Source organism: Aminobacter sp. Y103A, assembly GCF_030294925.1.
In the GTDB taxonomy this organism is placed as follows: domain Bacteria; phylum Pseudomonadota; class Alphaproteobacteria; order Rhizobiales; family Rhizobiaceae; genus Aminobacter; species Aminobacter ciceronei.
Window position 1 is genome coordinate 123,477 of record NZ_AP017987.1, and the last position, 20,958, is coordinate 144,434.

The 20,958-nt window shown below is 63.6% G+C and carries 19 protein-coding genes and 1 riboswitch; of the genes, 16 read left to right on the top strand and 3 right to left on the bottom strand.

What is annotated here, in order from left to right; genetic code table 11:
* Positions 1-68: 68 nt before the first annotated feature.
* Positions 69-1,088 carry a taurine ABC transporter substrate-binding protein gene (tauA, locus tag Amn_RS28155; protein WP_067967457.1) on the bottom strand — a complete coding sequence of 340 codons (1,020 nt, stop codon included), beginning with the start codon at positions 1,086-1,088 and terminating at the stop codon, positions 69-71.
* A 155-nt stretch (positions 1,089-1,243) separates the two neighbouring features.
* Between tauA and pdxR the strand changes: the two genes are divergently transcribed.
* A complete protein-coding gene (pdxR, locus tag Amn_RS28160) occupies positions 1,244-2,728 on the top strand; it encodes a MocR-like pyridoxine biosynthesis transcription factor PdxR (RefSeq protein WP_067967460.1) in 1,485 nt (494 codons plus the stop codon).
* Between the two features lie 16 nt (positions 2,729-2,744).
* On the opposite strand, the gene Amn_RS28165 is transcribed toward pdxR, so the two are convergent.
* Positions 2,745-3,041, bottom strand: coding sequence for a hypothetical protein (locus Amn_RS28165; protein ID WP_067968427.1), 297 nt, complete (start codon positions 3,039-3,041; stop codon positions 2,745-2,747).
* Positions 3,042-3,210: 169 nt separating this feature from the next.
* Here Amn_RS28165 and Amn_RS28170 point away from each other — a divergent pair, with 169 nt between their 5' ends.
* From Amn_RS28170 to Amn_RS28225, 12 genes are all read left to right on the top strand, one after another.
* Positions 3,211-4,371 carry a mandelate racemase/muconate lactonizing enzyme family protein gene (locus Amn_RS28170; protein ID WP_067967465.1) on the top strand — a complete coding sequence of 387 codons (1,161 nt, stop codon included), beginning with the start codon at positions 3,211-3,213 and terminating at the stop codon, positions 4,369-4,371.
* Positions 4,372-4,407: 36 nt separating this feature from the next.
* On the top strand, positions 4,408-5,580 hold the full coding sequence (locus tag Amn_RS28175) for a M24 family metallopeptidase (protein WP_067967471.1): 1,173 nt from the start codon (positions 4,408-4,410) through the stop codon (positions 5,578-5,580).
* 153 nt (positions 5,581-5,733) lie between these two features.
* Positions 5,734-7,173 (top strand): amidohydrolase family protein, encoded by a 1,440-nt coding sequence (locus Amn_RS28180; protein ID WP_154384479.1) that lies wholly within the window; start codon positions 5,734-5,736, stop codon positions 7,171-7,173.
* A 66-nt stretch (positions 7,174-7,239) separates the two neighbouring features.
* Positions 7,240-7,342: riboswitch (glycine riboswitch) on the top strand.
* A gap of 145 nt (positions 7,343-7,487) precedes the next feature.
* Positions 7,488-8,741, top strand: coding sequence for a D-amino acid dehydrogenase (locus tag Amn_RS28185; protein ID WP_067967483.1), 1,254 nt, complete (start codon positions 7,488-7,490; stop codon positions 8,739-8,741).
* A gap of 10 nt (positions 8,742-8,751) precedes the next feature.
* Positions 8,752-10,956, top strand: a complete 2,205-nt coding sequence (locus tag Amn_RS28190; RefSeq protein ID WP_502874777.1) for a malate synthase G — start codon at positions 8,752-8,754, stop codon at positions 10,954-10,956.
* A gap of 265 nt (positions 10,957-11,221) precedes the next feature.
* Positions 11,222-11,653 (top strand): GlcG/HbpS family heme-binding protein, encoded by a 432-nt coding sequence (locus Amn_RS28195; RefSeq protein WP_286298915.1) that lies wholly within the window; start codon positions 11,222-11,224, stop codon positions 11,651-11,653.
* Positions 11,654-11,817: 164 nt separating this feature from the next.
* Positions 11,818-12,906: an NAD/NADP octopine/nopaline dehydrogenase family protein gene (locus Amn_RS28200; RefSeq protein WP_286298916.1), complete on the top strand. Its 1,089-nt coding sequence runs from the start codon at positions 11,818-11,820 to the stop codon at positions 12,904-12,906.
* A complete protein-coding gene (locus tag Amn_RS28205; RefSeq protein WP_286298918.1) occupies positions 12,903-13,790 on the top strand; it encodes a dipicolinate synthase subunit DpsA in 888 nt (295 codons plus the stop codon). The genes Amn_RS28200 and Amn_RS28205 overlap by 4 nt, the downstream gene beginning before the upstream one ends.
* On the top strand, positions 13,790-15,136 hold the full coding sequence (locus Amn_RS28210) for a dihydroorotase (RefSeq protein ID WP_067967489.1): 1,347 nt from the start codon (positions 13,790-13,792) through the stop codon (positions 15,134-15,136). The genes Amn_RS28205 and Amn_RS28210 overlap by 1 nt, the downstream gene beginning before the upstream one ends.
* The gene (locus tag Amn_RS28215) at positions 15,133-15,816 is read left to right on the top strand and encodes a resolvase (protein WP_286298921.1); all 684 of its coding nucleotides are present in this window, start codon (positions 15,133-15,135) and stop codon (positions 15,814-15,816) included. Before Amn_RS28210 ends, Amn_RS28215 begins: the two co-directional genes overlap by 4 nt.
* A 2-nt stretch (positions 15,817-15,818) precedes the next feature.
* Complete coding sequence (gene thmT, locus Amn_RS28220; protein ID WP_018431063.1) at positions 15,819-16,016, top strand: 2-hydroxymuconate tautomerase; 198 nt, start codon at positions 15,819-15,821, stop codon at positions 16,014-16,016.
* The gene (locus Amn_RS28225) at positions 16,016-17,005 is read left to right on the top strand and encodes an isochorismatase family protein (protein WP_286298922.1); all 990 of its coding nucleotides are present in this window, start codon (positions 16,016-16,018) and stop codon (positions 17,003-17,005) included. Before thmT ends, Amn_RS28225 begins: the two co-directional genes overlap by 1 nt.
* A 76-nt stretch (positions 17,006-17,081) precedes the next feature.
* Here Amn_RS28225 and Amn_RS28230 read toward each other — a convergent pair whose 3' ends face one another.
* The gene (locus Amn_RS28230) at positions 17,082-18,434 is read right to left on the bottom strand and encodes a cytosine deaminase (protein ID WP_286298923.1); all 1,353 of its coding nucleotides are present in this window, start codon (positions 18,432-18,434) and stop codon (positions 17,082-17,084) included.
* Between the two features lie 252 nt (positions 18,435-18,686).
* Here Amn_RS28230 and Amn_RS28235 point away from each other — a divergent pair, with 252 nt between their 5' ends.
* Genes Amn_RS28235 through Amn_RS28245 form a run of 3 tightly spaced genes read left to right on the top strand, consistent with a single transcriptional unit; the run spans position 18,687 to position 20,921 of the window.
* Positions 18,687-19,430 carry a GntR family transcriptional regulator gene (locus Amn_RS28235; protein ID WP_067967496.1) on the top strand — a complete coding sequence of 248 codons (744 nt, stop codon included), beginning with the start codon at positions 18,687-18,689 and terminating at the stop codon, positions 19,428-19,430.
* Positions 19,431-19,455: 25 nt separating this feature from the next.
* On the top strand, positions 19,456-19,923 hold the full coding sequence (locus tag Amn_RS28240) for a RidA family protein (protein WP_067967501.1): 468 nt from the start codon (positions 19,456-19,458) through the stop codon (positions 19,921-19,923).
* Positions 19,924-19,925: 2 nt separating this feature from the next.
* Positions 19,926-20,921, top strand: coding sequence for a CobW family GTP-binding protein (locus Amn_RS28245; RefSeq protein ID WP_286298924.1), 996 nt, complete (start codon positions 19,926-19,928; stop codon positions 20,919-20,921).
* Positions 20,922-20,958 lie beyond the last annotated feature (37 nt).

Genomic DNA, 20,958 nt, shown 5'->3' on the forward strand with positions numbered 1-20,958 from the left:
GAAGAAAATGCAATCGAGTGGTGGAGAAAGTGCCGCCGACCGGCATCCGACCGGCGGCACGTCCAATGTTACTTGGATGCGTCCTTGGCGTAGCTACTGTTGACGAAGGGCGCGTAGTCGTCGAGCGCCTTGTCGATCTGCTTCTGGGCAACGAGGAACTTGGCGCTTTCATTCAATGCCTTGATGGCGCCGCCGCCGAGCCATGTTTCGGATGCCTGTTCGTCGGCATTGGGGAACGACAGCAGGTTGAGCGCTTCGACCGCACCTGCGCCGTCACCGCCGATCAGCTTGACGATGCCCTGCACCTGAGGCGAGTCCGCCGTCCAGCTTGCCTTGTTCTTGTTGTAGTCGGCGTAGGATTCAGACAGCACCTTGGTGAAGGCGGCCATGAACTTCGGGTTCTCGGCGGCCCACTTCTTGTCGGCGACAAGGCCGTCGAAGGTCGGTACGCTGGCAGCACCGATGGTCTCTGAATCGGCGATGGTCTTGCCGTTCTTGAGCAATTCGGTCAGTGCCGGCGGCCAGACATAGGCGGCGTCGATGTCGCCACGCTGCCAGGCGGCGATGATCTGCGGCGGCTTCATGTTGAGGATGTTGACCTCGCGCGGATCGATCTTCCACACCTGCTCGAGGCCGACAAGAAGATGGAAGTGCGAGGTCGACACGAACGGTACGCCGACATTCTTGCCCTTCAGATCCTCGGGCTTTTCGATGCCCGAGCCGTTGCGGACGGCGAGCGCCTCCGACTTGCCGATATTGTCGAGGATCCAGAACAGTTCGAGATTGACGCCGCGCGTGGCGGCGGCGGTGGTGCCGGTCGAGCCGATCACGCCGATCGGCACGCTGCCGGAGGCGAGAGCCGTCGAGATATCGCCGCCCGAGCTGAACTGGCGCCAGTCGACGGTGTAGCCCGCTTCCTTGGCGGCGGCGTCGAAACGTCCGTCGGCGATGGCCGTGACGAACGGCCCGACGATCTGCTGATAGCCGACGACGACCGTCGTTTCGGCATAAGCGAGACAGGAGGTGAAGACGCCGGCCGCTATGGTTGCGGCGCCGGCCAAATGCTTGAAATGCTTAAAGTGTATCATCGTTACCCTCTTGTTTTGTTAGCCACCGGTTATTCCGGGAACTTGCCGGCTTTGATGCCGGTCTTGGTTCTGGACATAGGGTTAAATGGAACCTTTGAATTGCCTTATATCCAGATTGGAAGTTGAATGACTCCAGATTGAACCTGCGTGGGACCATGGCACAGGCGACAGTTTCGGAGACGATCTTCTTTCTCGACCGAGCGAGCCGCATCGGCTTGCAGGCGCAGATCCGCGAGACCGTGGTCTCGGCGGTGCTGTCTGGCCGGCTGCAGCCTGGCGCTCAGCTGCCCTCGACCCGCAAGCTTGCGGAATATCTGAACATTTCGCGCATCACGGTGACGCTTGCCTATCAGGAATTGGCGTCTCAGGGTTATGTCGAAACCGCCAGCCGAAGCTCCTATCGTGTTGCCGGCAACCCGCCGACGACCGTGCTCGAAGCGGCGGTGTCCGGCGTCGGCGCAGACGAAATCGACTGGTCGATGAAACTGCGGTCGAGTTTCATCGTTGCCAAGCAGATGCGCAAGCCGCTCGACTGGCGCCGCTATCCTTATCCGTTCCTCTACGGCCAGATGGACCCGTCGCTGTTCGATCTCGGCGCCTGGCGCGACTGTGCCCGGCGTGCGCTGGCGCGCGAGGATTTTGAACTGATGGCCGGCGACTTTGCCGCTGCCGACGACGTGCAGCTTGTCAACTACATCTGCTCCAGGACGTTGCCCAGTCGCGGCATTCGCGCCACGCCTGATGAAATCCTCGTCACGGTGGGAGCGCAGAATGCACTGTGGATCGTCACCCAGCTGCTGCTGCGGCAGGGCGCGCACGCCGTGTGCGAGAACCCCTGCCACCCTGACATGAGCGCATCGCTCAAGCTGAGCGGTGCAGACGTGACGGCCATCGACGTGGACAAGGAAGGCCTGCCGCCCGAGGTCCTGCCTGCCAAGGTCGACGCGGTCTTCGTCACGCCGAGCCACCATTCGCCGACCGGCGCCACCATGCCCGTCGAGCGCCGCGCAGCACTCCTGGCAGCTGCCGCCAGCAGGGACTTCATCATCGTCGAGGACGACTATGAGTTCGAGATGAGCTTTCTCGCGCCGCCGTCTCCGGCGCTGAAGTCCTTCGATCGCAGCGGTCGGGTGTTCTACATCGGCAGCTTTTCCAAATCGCTTTTTCCGGGCCTGCGGCTGGGCTATCTCGTGGCGCCGGCGCCGGTCATCCGTGAGGCGCGAGCGTTGCGTGCCCTGATGCTGCGTCATCCACCCGGCCATCTCCAGCGCACTGCGGCCTACTTCCTCGCGCTCGGCCACCACGATGCGGTGCTGCACCGCATGCGTGGCGAATACCACAAGCGCCACATCGTCATGGCCGAAGCGCTGAAGCGCGAAGGCTTCACCATCGCCGGATCGTCAGCCTTTGGCGGCACCTCGTTCTGGGTCGAGGGGCCCGATGGGCTGGATGCGGACCTTTTGATGAACGAACTCAAGCAGGACGGCGTGCTGATTGAATCCGGCTCGCCGTTCTTTCCCGATGCGGACGGGCCGTGCCGCTTCTTCCGCATGGGGTATTCGTCGATCCCGCGCGACAATATCGCCGAGGGTGTTGTCCGTGTGCGGGCAAGGATGAATCGGCTGCTGGCACAGGCTTAGATCGGGACCTGCCGCTCTATTCGACCACTTCGTAGACGTGGCGCTCAAAGCGCTCGAGCAGCGTGTGCATCCGCTTGCGTGCGGCTTCGAAGTCGGGCGATGTTGCGCGTGCAGCCCGGTCGGCGTCATAAGCTTCCCTTGAGGCGAAGCTGCATTCCCAGCGTATGTCAGGTCCGTTTCCTTCCGTCCGCACAAGGATGCGCCCGGGATCCAGGCCGAGTTGGCGCCTGATCTCTGTCGCCTTGCGGCGCTGCTTCAGAACCTCATCCGCCTGATCCTCTTTGGCGAAATAATTGGTCGCTTCGACAATCATCTTTTCCTCCGCTGCCTTCCTACCATGCATCACGGCCGTTTCGGTCGGCCATGAAAAATCGATCCCGGGATCGCTTGACATCCAAAAATATGATCATAAAGTGTGATCACAGTAGATGATCGCATCGTACAGAGATGCCTCCGCGGTGACAAGGAAAAGGTAGAGACCGGTGCCCACGATCAAGTCCATCGAAACGCTCATTGTTCAACTGCCGACGCGGCGCGAGCACAAATGGGCCGGCCTGACCGAGGTCATCGGTCGCTATGTCATGGTCAAGATGACCGACAGCGACGGCCGGGTCGGCTGGGGCGAGGCGCCGGCGCTGAAGGACTGGGGCGGTGAGTTCGGCCGCTACTTCGGCGAGTCCGCCATGATCACCCGCAGCGTCATCGAGACCTACCTGGCGCCTGCCGTCATCGGTCTCGAACTCGGCAATTTTGCCGAGCTTCATGCCCGCATGGATGCCATCATCCGCGGCTATCCCTATTCCAAGGCGGCCGTCGAGTTCGCGGCCTATGACCTCGCCGGCCGCTGGCTGAACGTTCCCGTTCATACGTTGCTCGGCGGCAAGGCGCGCGACAAGGTCGCCATCACCCATTCGATCGGCCTGATCTCGATCGAAGAGGCCAAGGTCGAGGCAGCCAAGCTTGCTGCCGAAGGCATCAAGACGATCAAGGTCAAGATCGGCGTCGACCCGGCGCGCGACGTCAAGATGGTCGCGGCAGTCCGCGAGGCTGCAGGCGAGGCGATGGAAATCTGCGTCGACGCCAATGAGGGCTACAAGACGCCTGGCGAGGCGGTGCAGACCGTGCGCCAGATGGAAAAGTACCGGCTCAAATATGTCGAGCAGCCGGTGATGGGCATCGAGCGCATCGCCGAAGTTGGCCGCCGCATCGATGCGCCCGTCATGGCCGACGAGTCGGCATGGAACGCTCACGACGCCATCCAGATCATCCAGAATGGCGGTATCCAGATCGTCTCGATCTACACCACCAAGGCCGGTGGCTTGTACAAGGCGATGGAAGTCGGCGCGGTCTGCCGCGCCGCCGGCATCATCTGCAACGTCAACGGCTCGATCGAAACAGGCATCGGCAACCTCGCCAACGTCCAGGTCGCGGCTGCATCGCCGGCAGCGACGTTGTCCTGCGTCATCCCGATCTCGACACCGGCCGAGGCGCAGCATGGTCAGGTCGGCGGCATCTATTACAAGGACGACCTTTTGGTCGAGCCGATGCAGGTCGTCGACGGTGCGGTCGTCGTGCCGTCGGGGCCGGGCATGGGCATCGATGTCGACCTCGCCAAGGTCGAAAAATACCGCGTGCGCGACTGAGCGCCGGTCAAGAAACTCAAGGAGAGGAACCAAATCATGCGGGCAGAAATCGTAGCCAAGCAGGTGAGGGCAATGGCCGAGCATGGGCTCGACGCCATCATCTGCTCGTCGCCCGAGAACTTCGCCTATACCACAGGCTTTGTCGTGCCGTCGCAGCCGCTGATCCGCCACCGCCATGCGATGACCATCGTCACAGCGGACGGCCGCACCGCGATCTTCGGCGTCGACATGGAAGCATCAACGATCAAGCGCCGCTTGCCTGACATGCCGGCCCGTATCTGGGCCGAATTCTCCGACGATCCGATGCTGGTGCTGGCAGACCAGCTCGCCGGCCTCGGCCTTGGCAAGGCGCGCATCGGCCTTGAGATGGACTATCTGCCGGCCGGCGATTTCGCCCGGCTGATCGCGGCGATGCCCGGCGCGCGGTTCGAGCATGCCGAGCCGATCCTGGCGCGGCTGCGCCAGATCAAGACGGCTGAAGAGGTCGCATTGCTTAGCAAGCTCTCTCGGATCGCCGACCAGGCGATCACCGACACGCTGGCGGTGGTCGATGCCGGCGACTCCGAGATGGACATTGCCGGTCATTTGACCCGCAACGTCTATTCGCTTGGCGCCGAACACTTCAAGCTGCTGATCGTCGCTACCGGCGAGCGGTCGGTGCTGCCCAATGTCGGCCCGTCCGACCGCATCCTCAAGCGTGGCGATGTCTGCCGCGTCGAGATCTTCTCGGTCATCAACGGCTACCAGGCGGGCGTCTGCCGCACGGCCATCGTCGGCGAGGCGCCGCCCATGGCCGACAAGATCTGGGCTCACCTGGTCGAGTGCAAGTATGAGATCATGGAGAAGGTGAAGCCCGGTGCGAGCTGTCGCGAGATCTACGACGCCTTCATCGCCAAGCTCGCCAAGCTCAACCTGCCGCCGATCTCGTTCGTTGGCCACGGCATTGGCCTGCACCTGCACGAAGACCCCTATCTCGGCCTGACGCCGGTGCTCGGCAAGCCGGGCAGCGACGCGCCGCTGGAAGAGAACATGGTGCTTGGTTTCGAGCCGCTCTGCTACGACACCGGCTATGGCTACGGCATGCAGAACAAGGACATGCTTCTGGTGACGTCGAAGGGATCGGAGCTGTTGTCCGATTACGCCGACACCGACAAGCTGATCCTTTGCGGCACCGCCAAGCAGGGCGGCAAGGTCAAGGCGGTGGCCTAAGGGCTACCGCTTGCGAAATGGCGGCCGGGGTGGTTGTTGGCCCGGTCGTCGCGTTCCGCTCGGAAGAGTGTGCGAATGCTCGGATATCGCCCGCTGTCACGGACCGGCGACGCGATCGGGAGGGTCCGTGGGTAAAGCATTGGGTGGAGCCGCATGCGTACGCTGATCGAAAATCTGAACTTCGCTTTCACCGTCGACAAGAACGACACGGTGCTGCGCAATGCGAGCGTGGTGGTCGAGAACGACCGCATCGCCGACATCGGAGCGGCCGACGATGTGGCATCGCGCCACAAGGGCAAGAGCTTCGACAAGGTCATCGACGGCACCATGCTGGGGATCTGCCCGGGCTTCGTCGACAGCCACGTGCATTTGTCCGAGACCCTTTCCCGCGCGGTCTTCCCCGATAATCTCAACACCCGCGCCTGGGTGTTCCACTGGGCCAAGCCGTTCTACGCTCACATAACGGAGGAAGACGAATATTGGGGCGCGCTGCTCGGCATCACCGAGATGCTGCGCTGCGGCACCACCTGCTTCCTCGACATGGGCTCGCAATACGATCCCGGCATCGTCATCCGCGCCATGGACAAGACCGGCATCCGCGGCATCACCGGCCGCCACGCCGCCGATAATCGCCCGTCGGAGCTGCCGCGCGGCTGGACCGAGGAAATGGCCGAGCATCACTTCTTCCCCGACGCGCAGACGGCGCTGAAGGTGCTCGAGGAAAACGTGCTGCGCTACAACAACACGCTCGACGGTCGTGCCCGCTGCTGGGTCAACATCGAGGGCAAGGAGCCCTGCAGCCTCGAACTGCATGTCGGTGCCGTGGCGCTGGCCGAGAAGCTGGGCGTCGGCACCACCTACCACCTGGCGACTTCGATCGAGGAGGCCAAGGTCTGCGAGAGCAAGTATGGCTGCTGGCCGATCACCCGCGTCGACAATGCCGGCGGCATCCGCAAGAACCTGGTCATCGCTCACGGCGCAGCCGTGTCGGATGAGGAGGTCAAGCTTCTGGCCGAGCGCGGCGCCAGCGTTGCCTTCTGCCCGTGCTCGTCGTTCAAGCTCGGCAAGGGCGCCACGTCGATCGGCAAGTACCCCGAGATGGTCAGGGCCGGCGTCAAGGTCGGCCTCGGCACCGACGGTGTCTCGGCCGCCGGTAACATGAACCTGATGCGGCAGATGCTCGTCGTTGCCGGCATGTTCAAGGATGCGCGGCTGAAGCCCGACATCTTCACTGCCCGCGATGCGCTGCGCGCCGCCACCATCGAGGGCGCGCGCGCCCTGATGTGGGACGACGAGATCGGCTCGCTGGAGATCGGCAAGAAGGCCGATTTCATTCTGTTCGATCTCGACCATGTCGAGTGGACGCCGTTCTACGATCCGCTGCAGGCGCTGGTGTTCTCGGCCTCGACGGCCTCGATCACTCAGACCTGGGTCGACGGCAAGGCGGTCTATGTCGACGGCAAGGTGCAGGGTGTCGACGAAGCGGGCATCCGCCGCAAGGCGCGCGAGCTGGCGGCTGCCGCCGTGGTGCGCGCTGGCCTGCACGAGGAAGACGTCGAGACGACCACGACACTGTACGACGAAGGCAACTGAGGGCTGGAGCTTGCCGCGTCTCGCGTTGCGGAAGGGTGCGGCACCAGCTATGAAGGCATACGTTCAAGAGGCTGCATGGGAGAGATCGGCCGCTGCGAGATGACACCGGCCGACGCCGACGGAGCAACCCCCCAGGAAACTCTCAGGCAAAAGTGACCATGCAGTTGAACGATCTGGAGAGAGGCGCCTCGAGCGTCCACCGAAGGGGAAAGCCGCACCGGCAAGGCTGACGCGGTTAAGCTCTCAGGTACAGCGACAGATTGGGGAAAACAGCGGGCTTCGGCCCGCACCCAACTTTGTTCGCGGAGAGTGAAATGCCCCATATTGCCGTTATCGGCGCCGGTATCACCGGCGTCACCACTGCCTATGCCCTTCTGGAGCGCGGCTACACCGTCACTGTCGTCGACCGCCAGCGTTATGCCGCGATGGAGACGTCGTTCGCCAATGGCGGCCAGCTGTCGGCCAGCAACGCCGAGGTCTGGAACCACTGGTCGACCTTGCTCAAGGGCATCAAGTGGATGCTACGCAGTGATGCGCCGCTGCTGATGAATCCCCGGCCTACTTGGCACAAATATGCCTGGCTGGCTGAGTTCGTCTCAAATATCGCAAATTACCGCGACAACACGGTGGAGACGACGCGGCTGGCGATTGCCGCGCGCAAGCACCTGTTTGCGATTGCCGAGCGCGAGAACATCGACTTCGACCATGTCCGTCGCGGCATCCTGCATTTCTACTGGGACAGACCGAGCTTCCAGCACGCGCTGAAGGTCAATGCGATGCTGGTCGAGGGCGGTCTCGACCGCCGGCCGGTGACGGCGGAGGAGGTAAAGTCGATCGAGCCGACGTTAAATGGCGATTTTCATGGCGGCTTCTACACGCCGTCGGACTCGACCGGCGACATCCACAAGTTCACCTTCGGCCTCGCCAAGGCCTGCGAACGGCGCGGTGCGCGCTTCGTCTTCGACGCCAATGTCGAGCGTATCGCCCGGGATGGCGTGTTTTGCATCGGCTATACGACGTCAGGTGCCGACGGCCAGCCCGACTACAGGGTCGTCGAGGCCGACGGCATCGTCATCTGCGCCGGTTCCGCCAGTCGCCATTTCGCAGCGATGCTCGGCGACCGGGTCAATGTCTACCCGGTCAAGGGCTATTCCATCACAGTGCATCTCGACGACGAGCGCAGCCAGGTTGCCGCGCCCTGGGTCAGCCTGCTCGACGACCGCGCCAAGATCGTCACCAGCCGCCTTGGCGCCGGGCGCTTCCGGGTTGCCGGCACCGCCGAGTTCAACGGCATGAACAGAGACATTCGCGATGACCGCGTCAGACCGCTGGTCGACTGGACACGCATGCTGTTCCCGGATGTCGACACCAACAGGGTCGTGCCCTGGGCAGGTCTCAGGCCGATGATGCCCAACATGATGCCAAGGGTCGGCAAGGGCCGCCAGTCCGGCGTGTTCTACAATACCGGCCATGGTCATCTCGGCTGGACGCTGTCGGCCGCTACAGCCCAGATGGTCGCGGAGACCGTTTCGGGCGAGTTCCGCACCGACGCTGCACTTGCAGCCTGACCCGGGAGTTATGACGATGAACATGATGAACCGGATAAACGACAGCGTCTCCCTTCATGGCCTTTCTGTTGCGCGCGAGCTCCACGACTTCGTGGTCGCGGAGGCTCTGCCAGGGACGGGTGTCGATGCGGAGGCGTTCTGGAAGGGTTTTGCCGCGATCGTGCATGATCTGGCGCCGAAGAACCGGGCGCTTTTGGAGAAGCGCGACGACTTCCAGCTCAAGCTCGACGCCTGGTACCGCAAGCATGGCGCCCCGCACGACATGGCCGCCTACAAGGCGTTCCTGAGCGAGATCGGTTATCTTGTGCCGGAAGGTCCGGCCTTTGCTGTCACGACGGAGAATGTCGATCCCGAGATCGCCACCGTCGCCGGACCGCAGCTGGTCGTGCCTGTCATGAATGCGCGTTATGCGCTGAACGCCGCCAATGCGCGCTGGGGTTCGCTCTATGACGCGCTTTACGGCACCGATGCGATCCCGGATGCCGACGGCGCCGAGAAGACCAAGGGCTACAATCCCAAGCGTGGCCAAAAGGTCATTGCCTGGGCCAAGGCCTTTTTGGATCAGTCCGCGCCGTTGGCGTCGGGCAACTGGTCTGACGTGACGGGTCTTGCGGTCGAAGGCGGGCAGCTGAAGCTTGCGACCGCGTCTGGTTCGGTTGCGCTGGGCGACGGCAAACAATTCGCCGGCTATCGTGGTGCTGCCGGCAATCCAGATGCGGTGCTGCTGGTCAAGAACGGCCTGCATGTCGAGGTGGTGGTCGACAGAGACAGTGCGATCGGCAAGACCGATCCGGCCGGCATCTCCGACATGATCCTGGAGTCCGCACTCACCACCATCCAGGACTGCGAGGATTCGGTCGCAGCAGTCGACGCCGAAGACAAGGTCGCCGTCTACCGCAACTGGCTCGGCCTGATGAAGGGCGATCTCGCGGAAAGCTTCGACAAGGGCGGCAAGCTTGTCACCCGCAAGCTCAATGCCGACCGTGCCTATACCGGTGCCGATGGCAAGACCGTCTCGCTGCCCGGCCGCTCGCTGATGCTGGTGCGCAATGTCGGCCACCTGATGACCAATCCCGCGATCCATGACCGTGACGGCCACGAGGTGCCCGAAGGCATCATGGATGCGGCAATCACCGCTTTGATCGCCCTGCACGACGTTGGAGCCAAGGGCCGTCGCATGAACTCCCGCGCCGGCTCGATGTATGTGGTCAAGCCGAAGATGCATGGCCCCGAGGAAGTGGCCTTTGCCGTCGAGATCTTCGACCGCGTCGAGCGCCTCGTCGGCATGCCCAGAAAGACCATCAAGATGGGCATCATGGACGAGGAGCGGCGCACCACGATCAACCTCAGGGAATGCATCCGTGCCGCCAAGGAACGTGTGGTGTTCATCAACACCGGGTTCCTCGACCGCACCGGCGACGAAATCCACAGCTCGATGGAAGCCGGCCCCATGGTGCGCAAGGGCGACATGAAGCAGGCGCCATGGATCAATGCCTACGAGGCCTGGAACGTCGACACCGGTCTCGAATGCGGCCTGTCGGGCCATGCCCAGATCGGCAAGGGCATGTGGGCGATGCCCGACCTGATGGCAGCGATGCTGGAGCAGAAGATCGCTCACCCCAAGGCTGGCGCCAACACCGCCTGGGTGCCGTCGCCGACGGCGGCGACGCTGCATGCCACCCACTACCACAAGGTCGACGTGCATGCCGTCCAGGCCGAGCTGAAGAGCCGGCCCAAGGCGCGGCTCGACGACATCCTGTCGGTGCCTGTGGTCGTCCGTCCCAACTGGACGCCCGACGAGATCCAGCGTGAGCTCGACAACAATGCGCAGGGCATCCTGGGTTATGTCGTGCGCTGGATCGATCAGGGCGTCGGCTGTTCCAAGGTTCCCGACATCAACGACGTCGGGCTGATGGAAGACCGCGCCACCTTGCGCATCTCGTCCCAGCACATCGCCAACTGGCTGCGCCACGACGTCTGCTCGCACATCCAGGTGATGGATTCGCTGCAGCGCATGGCGGCGATCGTCGACCGGCAGAATGTCGGCGATCCGCTCTACAAGCCGATGGCGCCGGAGTTCGACCAGTCGACCGCCTTCCGCGCTGCCTGCGACCTCGTCTTCGAAGGCCGCGCCCAGCCCAACGGCTATACCGAACCGGTCCTCCACAAGCGCAGGCTCGAACTCAAGGCGAAGATGAGGGCAAGGTCCCACTAAGTTCAGCGGAGCTCAGGGCCGGCTGCTGCGTTCGACGGGGAGATCAGCCTCGTCGTCGGCAGTGCCCATTCTGCCCGGTCGAAGGCGCAACACCCCTACCTCGGCGATTGGCTGCGGCGCCCATAATGGCTTGCTCCCCCCTGAGGGGAGATGGCCGCGAGGCCAGCGGGCGCGCGCAAGCGCCCCGACTCAGAATCTGCGGGCCAAGGTGATCGCTATCAGCCAGCGGCCCTGCACGCCCTCACGAATCCCAAAGGAGAAAGACATGACCGACCTGACACTCGCTGCCGCCAACACCATCATCATGGCCGCCCTCGCCAAGGGCGCGGACGCCAGGATGAAACCTTTGACGGTCGCCGTGCTTGATGCCGGCGGCCATCTCAAGGCATTCCAGAAGCAGGACGGCGCCTCGATGCTGCGCTACGAGATCGCTTCCGGCAAGGCCTATGGCGCGCTCGCTGTCGGCATGGGTTCGCGCTGGCTCGACCAGACGGCGAAGGAGCGGCCGCACTTCATGGAAGGCCTCAACGCCGTCTCCGGCGGCCGCATCGTGCCGGTGCCCGGCGGTGTGCTGATCCGCGACCAGGCGGGCAAACTCATCGGCGCGGTCGGCACCACGGGCGATACGTCAGACAATGACGAACTCGCGGCAATCGCAGGTATCGAGGCGGCGGGGCTCAGGCATCAGGCAGCTTGAACAGCGGGAAGCACATTCTTCCGCTTGACAATTCTCAGTGTGATCATAAAGTGTGATCAAACTAGTTAGTGGTTATCAATTGGCGCGAGGGACGGGGAGGAGTACCCGTTCCGAGCATGAGGTCGTGCGGCCGGCAAGCCGTAGCTCGGCCCCCGGAGGAGAGAATGAAAGTTGCAGTATTAGGAGCGGGTGCGGGCGGTGCAGCCTCGGTCGCAGAGTTGGTCCAGGCGGGGCACGATGTGCATTTCTGGGCGCGGTCGGCGGAGACGCTGGAGCCGCATATCAAGCTGGGCGGCGTCGCTTATGAAGGCAAGCTCGGCGAGGGCGTGGCGAAGCCGGCGCTGATTACCACCGATCTCAAGGCAGCGATCGATGGCGTCGATGTCGCCGTCGTCGTCCTGCCGACCTTCTCGCACTCGGCGATCGCATCGGCGCTGGCCGCTGCCGGCTGGTCGTCGACCAGGCCGGTCGTGCTCAACCCTGGCCACACCGGCGGTGCGCTGGAATTCGCCGAGACGTTTTCGCGCACCGGCCGTGCAGCTCCCCCCGTCGTCGAGTTCTCGACGCTGACCTATGTCGCGCGCAAGTACCGCCCCGACGGCGTCACCGTGTCGGGCCGCGCCAAGCAGCTCAAGGCGGCGGCACTGAAGGGTGGTTCCGAAGTGCTGGAGATCGCCGGCAAGCTTTATCCCGGCCTGACGCCGGTCGCCGACGTGATCGCCTCGGACCTGTCCAACGTCAACATGATCCTGCACCCGCCGGGTGCCGTGCTTGCGGCGGCCTGGGTCGAGGCGACCGATGGCAACTTCACCTTCTATGTCGACGCCATGACACCTGGCGTTGCCCGCGTCATGAAGCAGCTCGACGACGAGCGTCTGGCGGTCGCCAAAGCCTTCGGGCATGATCTGCCCAATCTGGTCGAAGAGATGAAGCTGCTCGGCACGGTCGAGGCCGACGTAACCGACACCAGCGATTTCCGCGCCGCGATTGCGGGCGGCGAGGCCAACAAACGCATCAAGGGCCCGGACTCGCTGGAATACCGCTACTACAAGGAGGATTTCGGCCACGGACTGCTGCCGTTCCTCGAATTCGCCAGGATTGCCGGCGTCGACACGCCCGTGGCGCATTCTCTCTACAGCCTGGCGCAGATCGCTGTCGGCACCGACTATCGCAAGGGCGGCCGCACCGCCGAGGCGATGGGCATCGCCGGCATGTCCAGGGATCAGGTCATTCAGAAGGTCACGGCGAAATGAGCTGGAATGAAACAGTCATCGCCGTCGTCGCCGGTGACGCCCGCGAACAGGAAATCGCCCGCTGCGCCGTGCGCGCCGGTGCCACCGTCCGGGCTTTTGGCTTTCCCTGGCCGGAAGAAGGCATCGAGGGCGTCTACCACGCCAGGGATGCCGCCGATGCGTTGAAGGGGGCCGACATCGCCCTGTTCCCGATCCCCGGCATCACTGCGGAAGGTGCGCTGTTTGCGCCGAAGTGCCCAGAGAAGATCATCCCGACTCGCGACATGCTGGCTGGTATGAACAAGTCAGGCCACATCATCCTCGGCTGGGCCGATGGCAATCTGAAAGGGCATTGCGAAGCGCTCGGCATTACCCTGCACGAGTATGAATGGGATGTCGACCTGATGCTGCTGCGCGGCCCGGCGATCGTCGAGGGCGTGCTCAAGGTGATCATCGAGAACACTGAGATTACCATCCACAAGTCAAATATCTGCCTGGTCGGGCAGGGCACCATCGGCTCGCTTTTGACCAACACGCTGGTAGCGCTCGGCGCCCACGTCCATGTCGCGGCGCGCAACCCGGTTCAGCGTGCAGCCGCTTATGCGGCGGGCGCGGAATCGCTGACACTCGAACAGCTTCCCGATTTCCTGCCGAAGATGGATATCGTCATCGGCAGCGTGCCGAAGCGGCTGCTCGACCGCGAGCAGCTTAAGCTGCTGCCCAAGCACGCATTGCTGGTCGACGTCGCGGCCCCGCCCGGCACCATCGACAGGGAGGCTGCCGCCGAGCTCGGGCTGAAGGCGATCTGGGCCCGTGGCATGGGCGCGCGCGCGCCGATCACCGTCGGCCGCAGTCAGTGGAGCGGCATCTCGAGACGCATCGAAGGCATACTGGAGCAGAAGTGATGAAGGCGGATCTGGTCATCAAGAACGCGCGGGTGGTTCGCCACGACGGCGAATTTCACGGCGGCGTCGCGGTCAAGGACGGCAAGATCGTGCTGACCGGCGCCGACGAGGTGCTGCCGGACGCGACCCGCACCATCGACGCCGAGGGCAAGGTGCTGATGCCCGGCCTGATCGATCCGCACTGCCATCTGGGCGTGAAGTTCCCCTATCCAGAGGATATGCGCACCGAGACGGCGGCCGCGGCTTCAGGCGGCGTCACCACGGCGCTGCTCTACATCCGCAACCTCAAGGAATCCTACCTGCCGTTCTACGAGGAGCGGAAGGCGCTGGGCGAGGAGAACTCGGTCATCGATTTCGGCTTTCACTTCGGCATCCAGCGCGAGGAGCACATTGCCGAGATCCCTGAGATCGTCGCCAAGACCGGCGTGAAGTCGTTCAAGTGCTATTTCGGCTATGAGCCCGACAATCCGATCGGCATCGTGCCGGCGACGGACGGCTGGGTCTATGCCGCAATGCGCATTCTGTCGAAGATCCCCGGCGGCGTCATCAACGTCCATTGCGAGAACACCCAGATCGCCTCGTGGATCAAAAAGGAGATCGCCGCGACCGGCCGTCAGGACCTCGGCGCCTACACGGAATCGCGCCCGGCCTTCTGCGAGGTCGAGACGATCAGACGCATGATCTTCCTCGCCGAAAAGACCGGCTGCTCGCTGCATCTGGTGCATACCTCGGTCGGCATGGGCCCGGTGCTGGCTGCCGAAGCGCAGGCGCGCGGCGTGCATGTCACCGTCGAGACCTGCCCGCACTATCTGACGCGCACCTGCTATGACGAGGATCTGGACATGCGCGCCAAGATCTCACCGCCGCTGCGCGACCGCAACGAGCTCGAAGGCCTGTGGGCCGGCATGCTCAACGGCTCGGTCTACAGCCTCGGCACCGACCACGTGCCGTTCCTGCCCAAGAAGCTCGAGGACTTGTGGACGGAATTCCCCGGCGTCGTCAGCTTCCCGTGGGAGCTGTCGCTGATGCTGCATTTCGGCGTGCACCAGCGCGGGCTGCCGCTCAGCCGCCTGGTCGAGCTCAACTCGTTCAATCCGGCGCGGCGTTTCGGCCTGTGGCCGCGCAAGGGCCATATCGACGTCGGCTTCGATGCCGACCTCGTGCTGGTTGATCTCGACGAGGAGCGTACTGTCGAGCACACCGGCAAGGGCACCTGCATCTATGAGGGCTGGAAGCTCAAGGGCTGGCCGGTGATGACGATCGCCCGCGGCGACGTGGTCTACGAAAATGGCGTGGTTGCCGACAGCCACTATGGTCGCGGCCGCTGCGTGACGGTGCCGTCATGACCCAAGGGGTCTCCGATCATCTCGACTTGGCCGGTCGCATTTCGCTGACACCGGCGCGTCTGCCGGTGCGTGAGGCGGTCGACAGGATCGTCGCCCGCAAGTCGACGATCCGCCAGGAGAGGCTGTCGGGGATCCACAATCCATGGGGCCATTGCATCGGCCTGACTGATCCGTGGAGCTTTCTCGACCTGTGCGAGAGCGCTCTCGTGATCGATGCCGCGAAGACGGTCATCGGGCCTGATGTCATCCTCTGGGACAGCGAGTTTTTTCCCGAGGCAGGCCGTTACGGCGAGTTTGTCGGCGAGGGTCGCGAAGGTCGCTACTGGCCGGTGACGCCGCTGGCTGGCGCCGTGGTGCTGGTGGCCGTCGGCAGGAAAACCCCGGAGGTCAGGGCAGTCGGGCTGGAGGAAATAGGTTCCGACGTGCTCGCGAGCTTTGATGCTTCGGAGCCGCTCTATGTCGTCAGGCTGATGCCTGCGACGAGCCGCTTCGAGCGCGATCCAAACCATGCGGCCAACCGCGCCTGCATGGAAGAGCAGGTGCTGGTCAACTGTTCCAACCGCCCGCTGTGGCTGCTCTCGGGCACCGACCGGGCCAACAACGATCTGGTTTCGGGCTTTGCGCCCGCCGTGCCTGTCTGGGCCTCCGGCGCCATGCCCAGCGAAAGAGAGGAGAAATAACAATGCCGTTCGTCGTCGTAGAGATGTGGGAGGGGCGCACTGTCGAGCAGAAGCGCAACCTCGTGAAAGCCATTACCAAGGCCATGGTCGAGGAAGCCGCCTGCAAGCCGGATCACCTGCATGTGGTGATCCATGAGACGCCCAAGGACAGCTGGGGTCGCGGCGGCGTGCTCGGCATCGACATGGTGGAGCACAAGTGATGGGTCTCGACGTTCTCGATTATCGCAAGTCGGCGCTGCTGGTCATCGACCTGCAAAACGCCTTCATCCACGAGAAGGGCACGCTTGGTGTTTCCGGCGTCGACACCAAGCGCCTGTCGGCGATCGTGCCGCCGCTAGCGAAGTTGATCAAGCGCTGCCAGGACACCGGCATCCCGGTCATCTGGACGATGCAGGAGCACTTCGCGGTCGACCAGAACCGCGCCAAGAAGAAGCTGCTTGGCCATACAGCGCGCCGCAAGCAGGTGTCCGCGCTGGCCGGCAGCTGGGACGAGCAGATCATCGACGAGCTGAAGCCGCTGGCCGATTTCGATCCGGCCTTCGTCATCCGCAAGCACCGCTTCGGCGCCTTCTACGAGACGCGCCTCGAAATGATGCTGAAGATGCTCGGCACCCAGCACCTGTTTGTCACCGGTGCGACCACCAACGCCTGTGTCGAGACCTCAATCCGCGAGGCCTATCTGCGTGACCTCGACGTGATTGCCGTCGATGACTGCGTGTCGGGCGTCAATGCCGAATGGGAAGCGACCGCCAAGCAGGTGTGGAAGCAGTATTTCTGCGAGATCGCCCACTCGTCCGAGGTCCTCGACTGGATCGGCGAGCAGATCAAGCCGCGGGTCACCAACTATGGCCACCAGCTGATCATGGTCAACGACATTCACACCTCGGTGGCCTTCTACACCAACCAGCTCGGCTTCACGATCCGTCCGGCCAAGCCGCTGGCCGACGGCCGTCCGTTCACCGCCTTCCATCAGGGCATTGCGCTGATCCACGGCAAGGCTTCGGACCACCGCCAGCTCGATCACATCGCCTTTGAGGTCAACGATGTGCGCGCCATGGATGCCAGGCTGAAGAAGGCCGGGGTGAAGTACTACACCGACCTGCATGATGGACCCTATGGCCTGACCATCTACATCGCCGACCCCGACGGCACCAAGGTCGAGCTCTACCAGGTCGGCGCCACTGCCTGATCCGCTCGTGTATAGTGATGTAAAAAGGCCGCCGGATTTCGGCGGCCTCTTTCTTGGTCGCTGACGTCGTCCCTACTCAGCCGAGCGCCAGGCCTTCAAGCCCGTCGAGTTCGGCGTATGAAGGCAGTAAGGTCGAAATCGGTGTTCCATTGCGGATGACGATGCGGTTGTTCTCCGCGCGCGAAAGCACCTCCGACCAGCTGCGGCCTTCATAGAGAATGAAATCAGCGGGTTGCCCCTCGGCGATGCCGCCCTTGGCTCCGAGACCCATGACCTCGGCCGGGGTCGTGGTCACGGCCCTGATCCAGTCGCCGCTCGGGTGGTCGAGATGCAGCACGCGCGTGCCCAGGCGGAACGTGTCGAGCATGTCGAGATCGCCGTAGGAATGGAACGGGTCGCGCGTGTTGTCGGAGGCGAGCGCCACAGGGATGCCACGCTTTTTCATCTCATGCAGCAAGGTCACGCCGCGCCATCTCGGGGTCGCGCCGTTGCGGCGGTCCTGCAGATAGAGGTTGCAGGTCGGCAGCGCCACGACGGCAAGGCTTGTGGTCGCGACCGTGTCCAGCGTAGCATCGACGACTGCCTGGTCCTGCACCGCCAGCGAACAGCAATGTCCGACCAGCACCTTGCCGGCAAAGGATGCGCGGAGCTTGGCCTCGGCGATGCGCCGAAGCGCGTTGGCTGTTGGGTCGGAGGTCTCATCGGCGTGGAAGTCGAGATCCAGGCCAGTCCTGGCCGCGGCAGCAAACATGCGGTCGAGCAGGTGGTCGATGTCGGGAGCAGGATAGGCAACCGCCCCGAGCGTGCCGCCGCCGGCAGCCACCCGCCTGGCCATGCCGTCGAGGAAGGTGTCGTCGCGGGCCATGTCGATGGGAAACAGGCAGGAGGCCTGCAGGTCGATGCGACCGTGCCAATGTTGCCGGAGTTCCGTGAACACCGGCCAGGAAATGGCGTCTTGCGGCGGCTGCGAGTCGATGTGGGTGCGTATCGCCGAAGTGCCGTGGTGGAAAGCCGAGCGCAAGGCAAAGTCCATGCGCTTGAAAACATCCCCCGCGGACCAGTTGGCGGTCCGGTCGGCGCGTGTTGCCGCCAGTGCGCCGTCGAAGGTCCCGTTCGCCGCCGGCGTGCGCGGCAGGATATGGCCCTTGTCGAGATGGGTGTGGCAGTCGACGAAGGTGGGCAGGGCGACGCGACCGCCTGCGTCTATGGAAAACAGGCCGTTGTCACTTGTTTCAGTGGGTTCGCTGCGCGCGGGAGTTGTTGCCAATATCCTGCCGTGCTCTACAGTCAGGTCAGCAAGAAAGAACCCTGCGGCATCCATGGCACTCCAGTTTGTCACCGCACTGTTGAGACGCACGTTGCGCAGCGCGTACCGGCTCATTCTTGCGCCGTCGGCGAGCTGTTCGCGCAATACAAGCTGTGCAGTCATGGACGGCCCTTCCTGGGGCTGATGCGATGCCTGGGTGTTTCAGGCGCTCGCGATGTTTGTTGGCGAACCAGTCGGGCAGTTAAAGGTTGCCGTTTCGGCAAAGATCATTTATTGATCACAATATGAGATCACAGATTGCGGCCTGTCAACTTCTGCCCCCGGCCGGCGACTGTCTGCGGCAAGCTCGCCGCCTGACGCCGTTCCTCGTACAGCGCAATTCTTGAGGAACCTTGCGAGCGGCGGAGAAACAGAATGCGGATAGACAAGACTGAGGACGCCAGCAACGGCGGCACCGAAACGGCCAAGAAGGAGCGCGGCCACGTCCATGGGCATGTGTTGCGCTACATGCGCCGCGGCCTGATGGTCGGCGCCTTCCTGCCCGGCCAGGTGATGAGCCTGCGCAAGCTCGCCGCCGGCTTCGGCACCAGTCCCATGCCGGTGCGCGAAGTGCTGAGCCGCCTGGTTGCAGCCAATGCGCTCGAGGAAACCAAGGGCGGTTCGGTGCGCGTGCCCAGGCTGAGCCCGGAAAAGCTGAGCGACCTGTTTGCCGTGCGCGAGATGCTGGAGGGAATGGCGGCCGAGCTTGCCGCCAAGAGGGCGTCGCCGGCGCTGATCAGCGAACTCGCTGCGATCAACAAGCAGCTCCTGGTGGCGATCGAAAAGCGTGACATTCTCAACTGCCTTTCCTTCAACCAGAAATTCCATTTCACGCTCTATGAGGCGGCCGCGTCCGATGTGCTGATGCCGCTGATCGAGTCGCTGTGGCTGCAGTTCGGCCCGACAATGTACATGTCCTTGCTGATCCCCTCGATGCCATGGAATGCGTCGGACCATGAGGACATCCTTGCGGCGCTGAAGGACGGCAATGCCGCCGCTGCCAAGAAGGGCATCGTTCACGACATCCGTACCACCTGCAAGGCGCTGCTCAGCGTTGCCGGTTCGCAAGGCATCGAGCTGCCCTTCGCGCAAGGGGCGGATCTGCAATTCGATTACTGACATCACGATCTGGGAGGATCCCGCCATGGTGGGAAAAGTTGAACAGAACCTTGCTCGCCTGGGCATCAGCCTGCCGGCGACCGTTGCACCAGCCGCCAACTACGTGCCGGCCCGCCGCCTGGGCAACCAGGTCTATGTCTCGGGCCAGGTTCCCGCCGAAGGCGGCAAGGACAAGTTCACCGGCAAGCTCGGCTCCGATTTCACCGTCGAGGAGGGCCAGGCAGCCGCGCGGCTCTGCGCAGTCAACATCCTGGCACAGCTCAAGCAGGCGCTTGACGGCGATCTCGACCGCGTCGTGGGGGTCATCCGTCTCGGCGGCTTCGTCAATGCCGAGCCCGACTTCAAGGATCATCCCAAGGTCATCAACGGTGCCTCCGACCTGATGGTCGAGGTGTTCGGCGAGGCTGGCCGTCATGCCCGTGCCGCCGTCGGCTGCTACTCGCTGCCGCGCAATGTGCCGGTCGAAGTGGATGCCATATTCGAGGTCAACTGACCATGTTGCCTGCCGCTGCGACGACTGACGACAGAATCCCGGTTCATGTGCTGACCGGGTTCCTGGGCAGCGGCAAGACGACCTTCCTCAGGCATCTTCTGGGTGAGCCTGAGCTTGCCGACACGGCCGTGATCATCAACGAGTTCGGCGAAGTCGGGCTCGACCATCTGCTGGTGCGCGAGGTTTCCGAAGACGCCGTGCTGTTGTCTTCGGGCTGCCTGTGCTGCGCCGTGCGCGATGATCTCGTATCCACTCTGGCGGACCTTCTGGCGATGGTCCGTCGTGGCGAGGTGGTGCCGTTCCGCCGGGTCGTGGTGGAGACCACGGGCCTCGCCGATCCCGCGCCGATCATGCAGGCGGTCATGAGCGATATCAAGCTCCGCCGCGGCTATCGGACGGGCAGTATCGTTGCCACCGTCGACGGCGTCAGCGGCGCCAACAGCATCGCCAGTTTTGCCGAGGCCGTCCAGCAGGTTGCGCTCGCCGACTGCGTGGTGATCACCAAGTCAGACCTTGTCGAACCATGGCGGCTGGATGCGCTTGGCCAGGAGGTCGGCAAGTTGAACCCTCAGGTTCGCCAGCTTGGTTCCAGTCGCAGTTCCATGCCCGGCGCCGGCGATATCTTCCGTTACGACGAGGACTGGGAACCGCGCCACTTCGAGATGGCCGAAACGCCGATGGCGGGGCACAGCGATGGCATCGAGACCTTTGCCGTCGAGATCGACAGGGAGGTCGACTGGCCGGCCTTTGTCGACTGGCTCGAATTGCTGCTGGCCGGCCGCGGTCAATCGATCCTGCGGGTCAAAGGGTTGCTGGCGGTCAAGGGTGATCCCCGGCCGGTTGTCATCCACGGTGTCCAGCACGTCGTCTACCCGCCCGAATATTTGCCGCGCTGGCCGCAGGATGCGGCGCGCGGCTGGCTGGTGTTCATTGCCCGCAACCTGAGCCGAAGCGCCATCGTACGCTCGTTGCCGAGCACCTTCGCCGTTGCCAATTGACTGCGCTCGTTTCGCATTTTTCAGGCAGTTCCAGGAC

Excerpts from the sequence above, each read along its gene's own strand:
- Amn_RS28200 (WP_286298916.1), top strand. The coding sequence starts at position 11,818 with ATGAAAGTTGCAGTATTAGGAGCGGGTGCGGGCGGTGCAGCCTCGGTC.
- Amn_RS28215 (WP_286298921.1), top strand. The coding sequence starts at position 15,133 with ATGACCCAAGGGGTCTCCGATCATCTCGACTTGGCCGGTCGCATTTCG.
- Amn_RS28165 (WP_067968427.1), bottom strand. The coding sequence starts at position 3,041 with ATGATTGTCGAAGCGACCAATTATTTCGCCAAAGAGGATCAGGCGGAT.
- Amn_RS28225 (WP_286298922.1), top strand. The coding sequence starts at position 16,016 with ATGGGTCTCGACGTTCTCGATTATCGCAAGTCGGCGCTGCTGGTCATC.
- Amn_RS28210 (WP_067967489.1), top strand. The coding sequence starts at position 13,790 with ATGAAGGCGGATCTGGTCATCAAGAACGCGCGGGTGGTTCGCCACGAC.
- Amn_RS28240 (WP_067967501.1), top strand. The coding sequence starts at position 19,456 with ATGGTGGGAAAAGTTGAACAGAACCTTGCTCGCCTGGGCATCAGCCTG.
- Amn_RS28230 (WP_286298923.1), bottom strand. The coding sequence starts at position 18,434 with ATGACTGCACAGCTTGTATTGCGCGAACAGCTCGCCGACGGCGCAAGA.
- thmT (WP_018431063.1), top strand. The coding sequence starts at position 15,819 with ATGCCGTTCGTCGTCGTAGAGATGTGGGAGGGGCGCACTGTCGAGCAG.
- Amn_RS28180 (WP_154384479.1), top strand. The coding sequence starts at position 5,734 with ATGCGTACGCTGATCGAAAATCTGAACTTCGCTTTCACCGTCGACAAG.
- Amn_RS28190 (WP_502874777.1), top strand. The coding sequence starts at position 8,752 with ATGACGATGAACATGATGAACCGGATAAACGACAGCGTCTCCCTTCAT.
- Amn_RS28205 (WP_286298918.1), top strand. The coding sequence starts at position 12,903 with ATGAGCTGGAATGAAACAGTCATCGCCGTCGTCGCCGGTGACGCCCGC.
- Amn_RS28195 (WP_286298915.1), top strand. The coding sequence starts at position 11,222 with ATGACCGACCTGACACTCGCTGCCGCCAACACCATCATCATGGCCGCC.
- tauA (WP_067967457.1), bottom strand. The coding sequence starts at position 1,088 with ATGATACACTTTAAGCATTTCAAGCATTTGGCCGGCGCCGCAACCATA.
- Amn_RS28245 (WP_286298924.1), top strand. The coding sequence starts at position 19,926 with ATGTTGCCTGCCGCTGCGACGACTGACGACAGAATCCCGGTTCATGTG.
- Amn_RS28175 (WP_067967471.1), top strand. The coding sequence starts at position 4,408 with ATGCGGGCAGAAATCGTAGCCAAGCAGGTGAGGGCAATGGCCGAGCAT.
- Amn_RS28185 (WP_067967483.1), top strand. The coding sequence starts at position 7,488 with ATGCCCCATATTGCCGTTATCGGCGCCGGTATCACCGGCGTCACCACT.
- Amn_RS28235 (WP_067967496.1), top strand. The coding sequence starts at position 18,687 with ATGCGGATAGACAAGACTGAGGACGCCAGCAACGGCGGCACCGAAACG.
- pdxR (WP_067967460.1), top strand. The coding sequence starts at position 1,244 with ATGGCACAGGCGACAGTTTCGGAGACGATCTTCTTTCTCGACCGAGCG.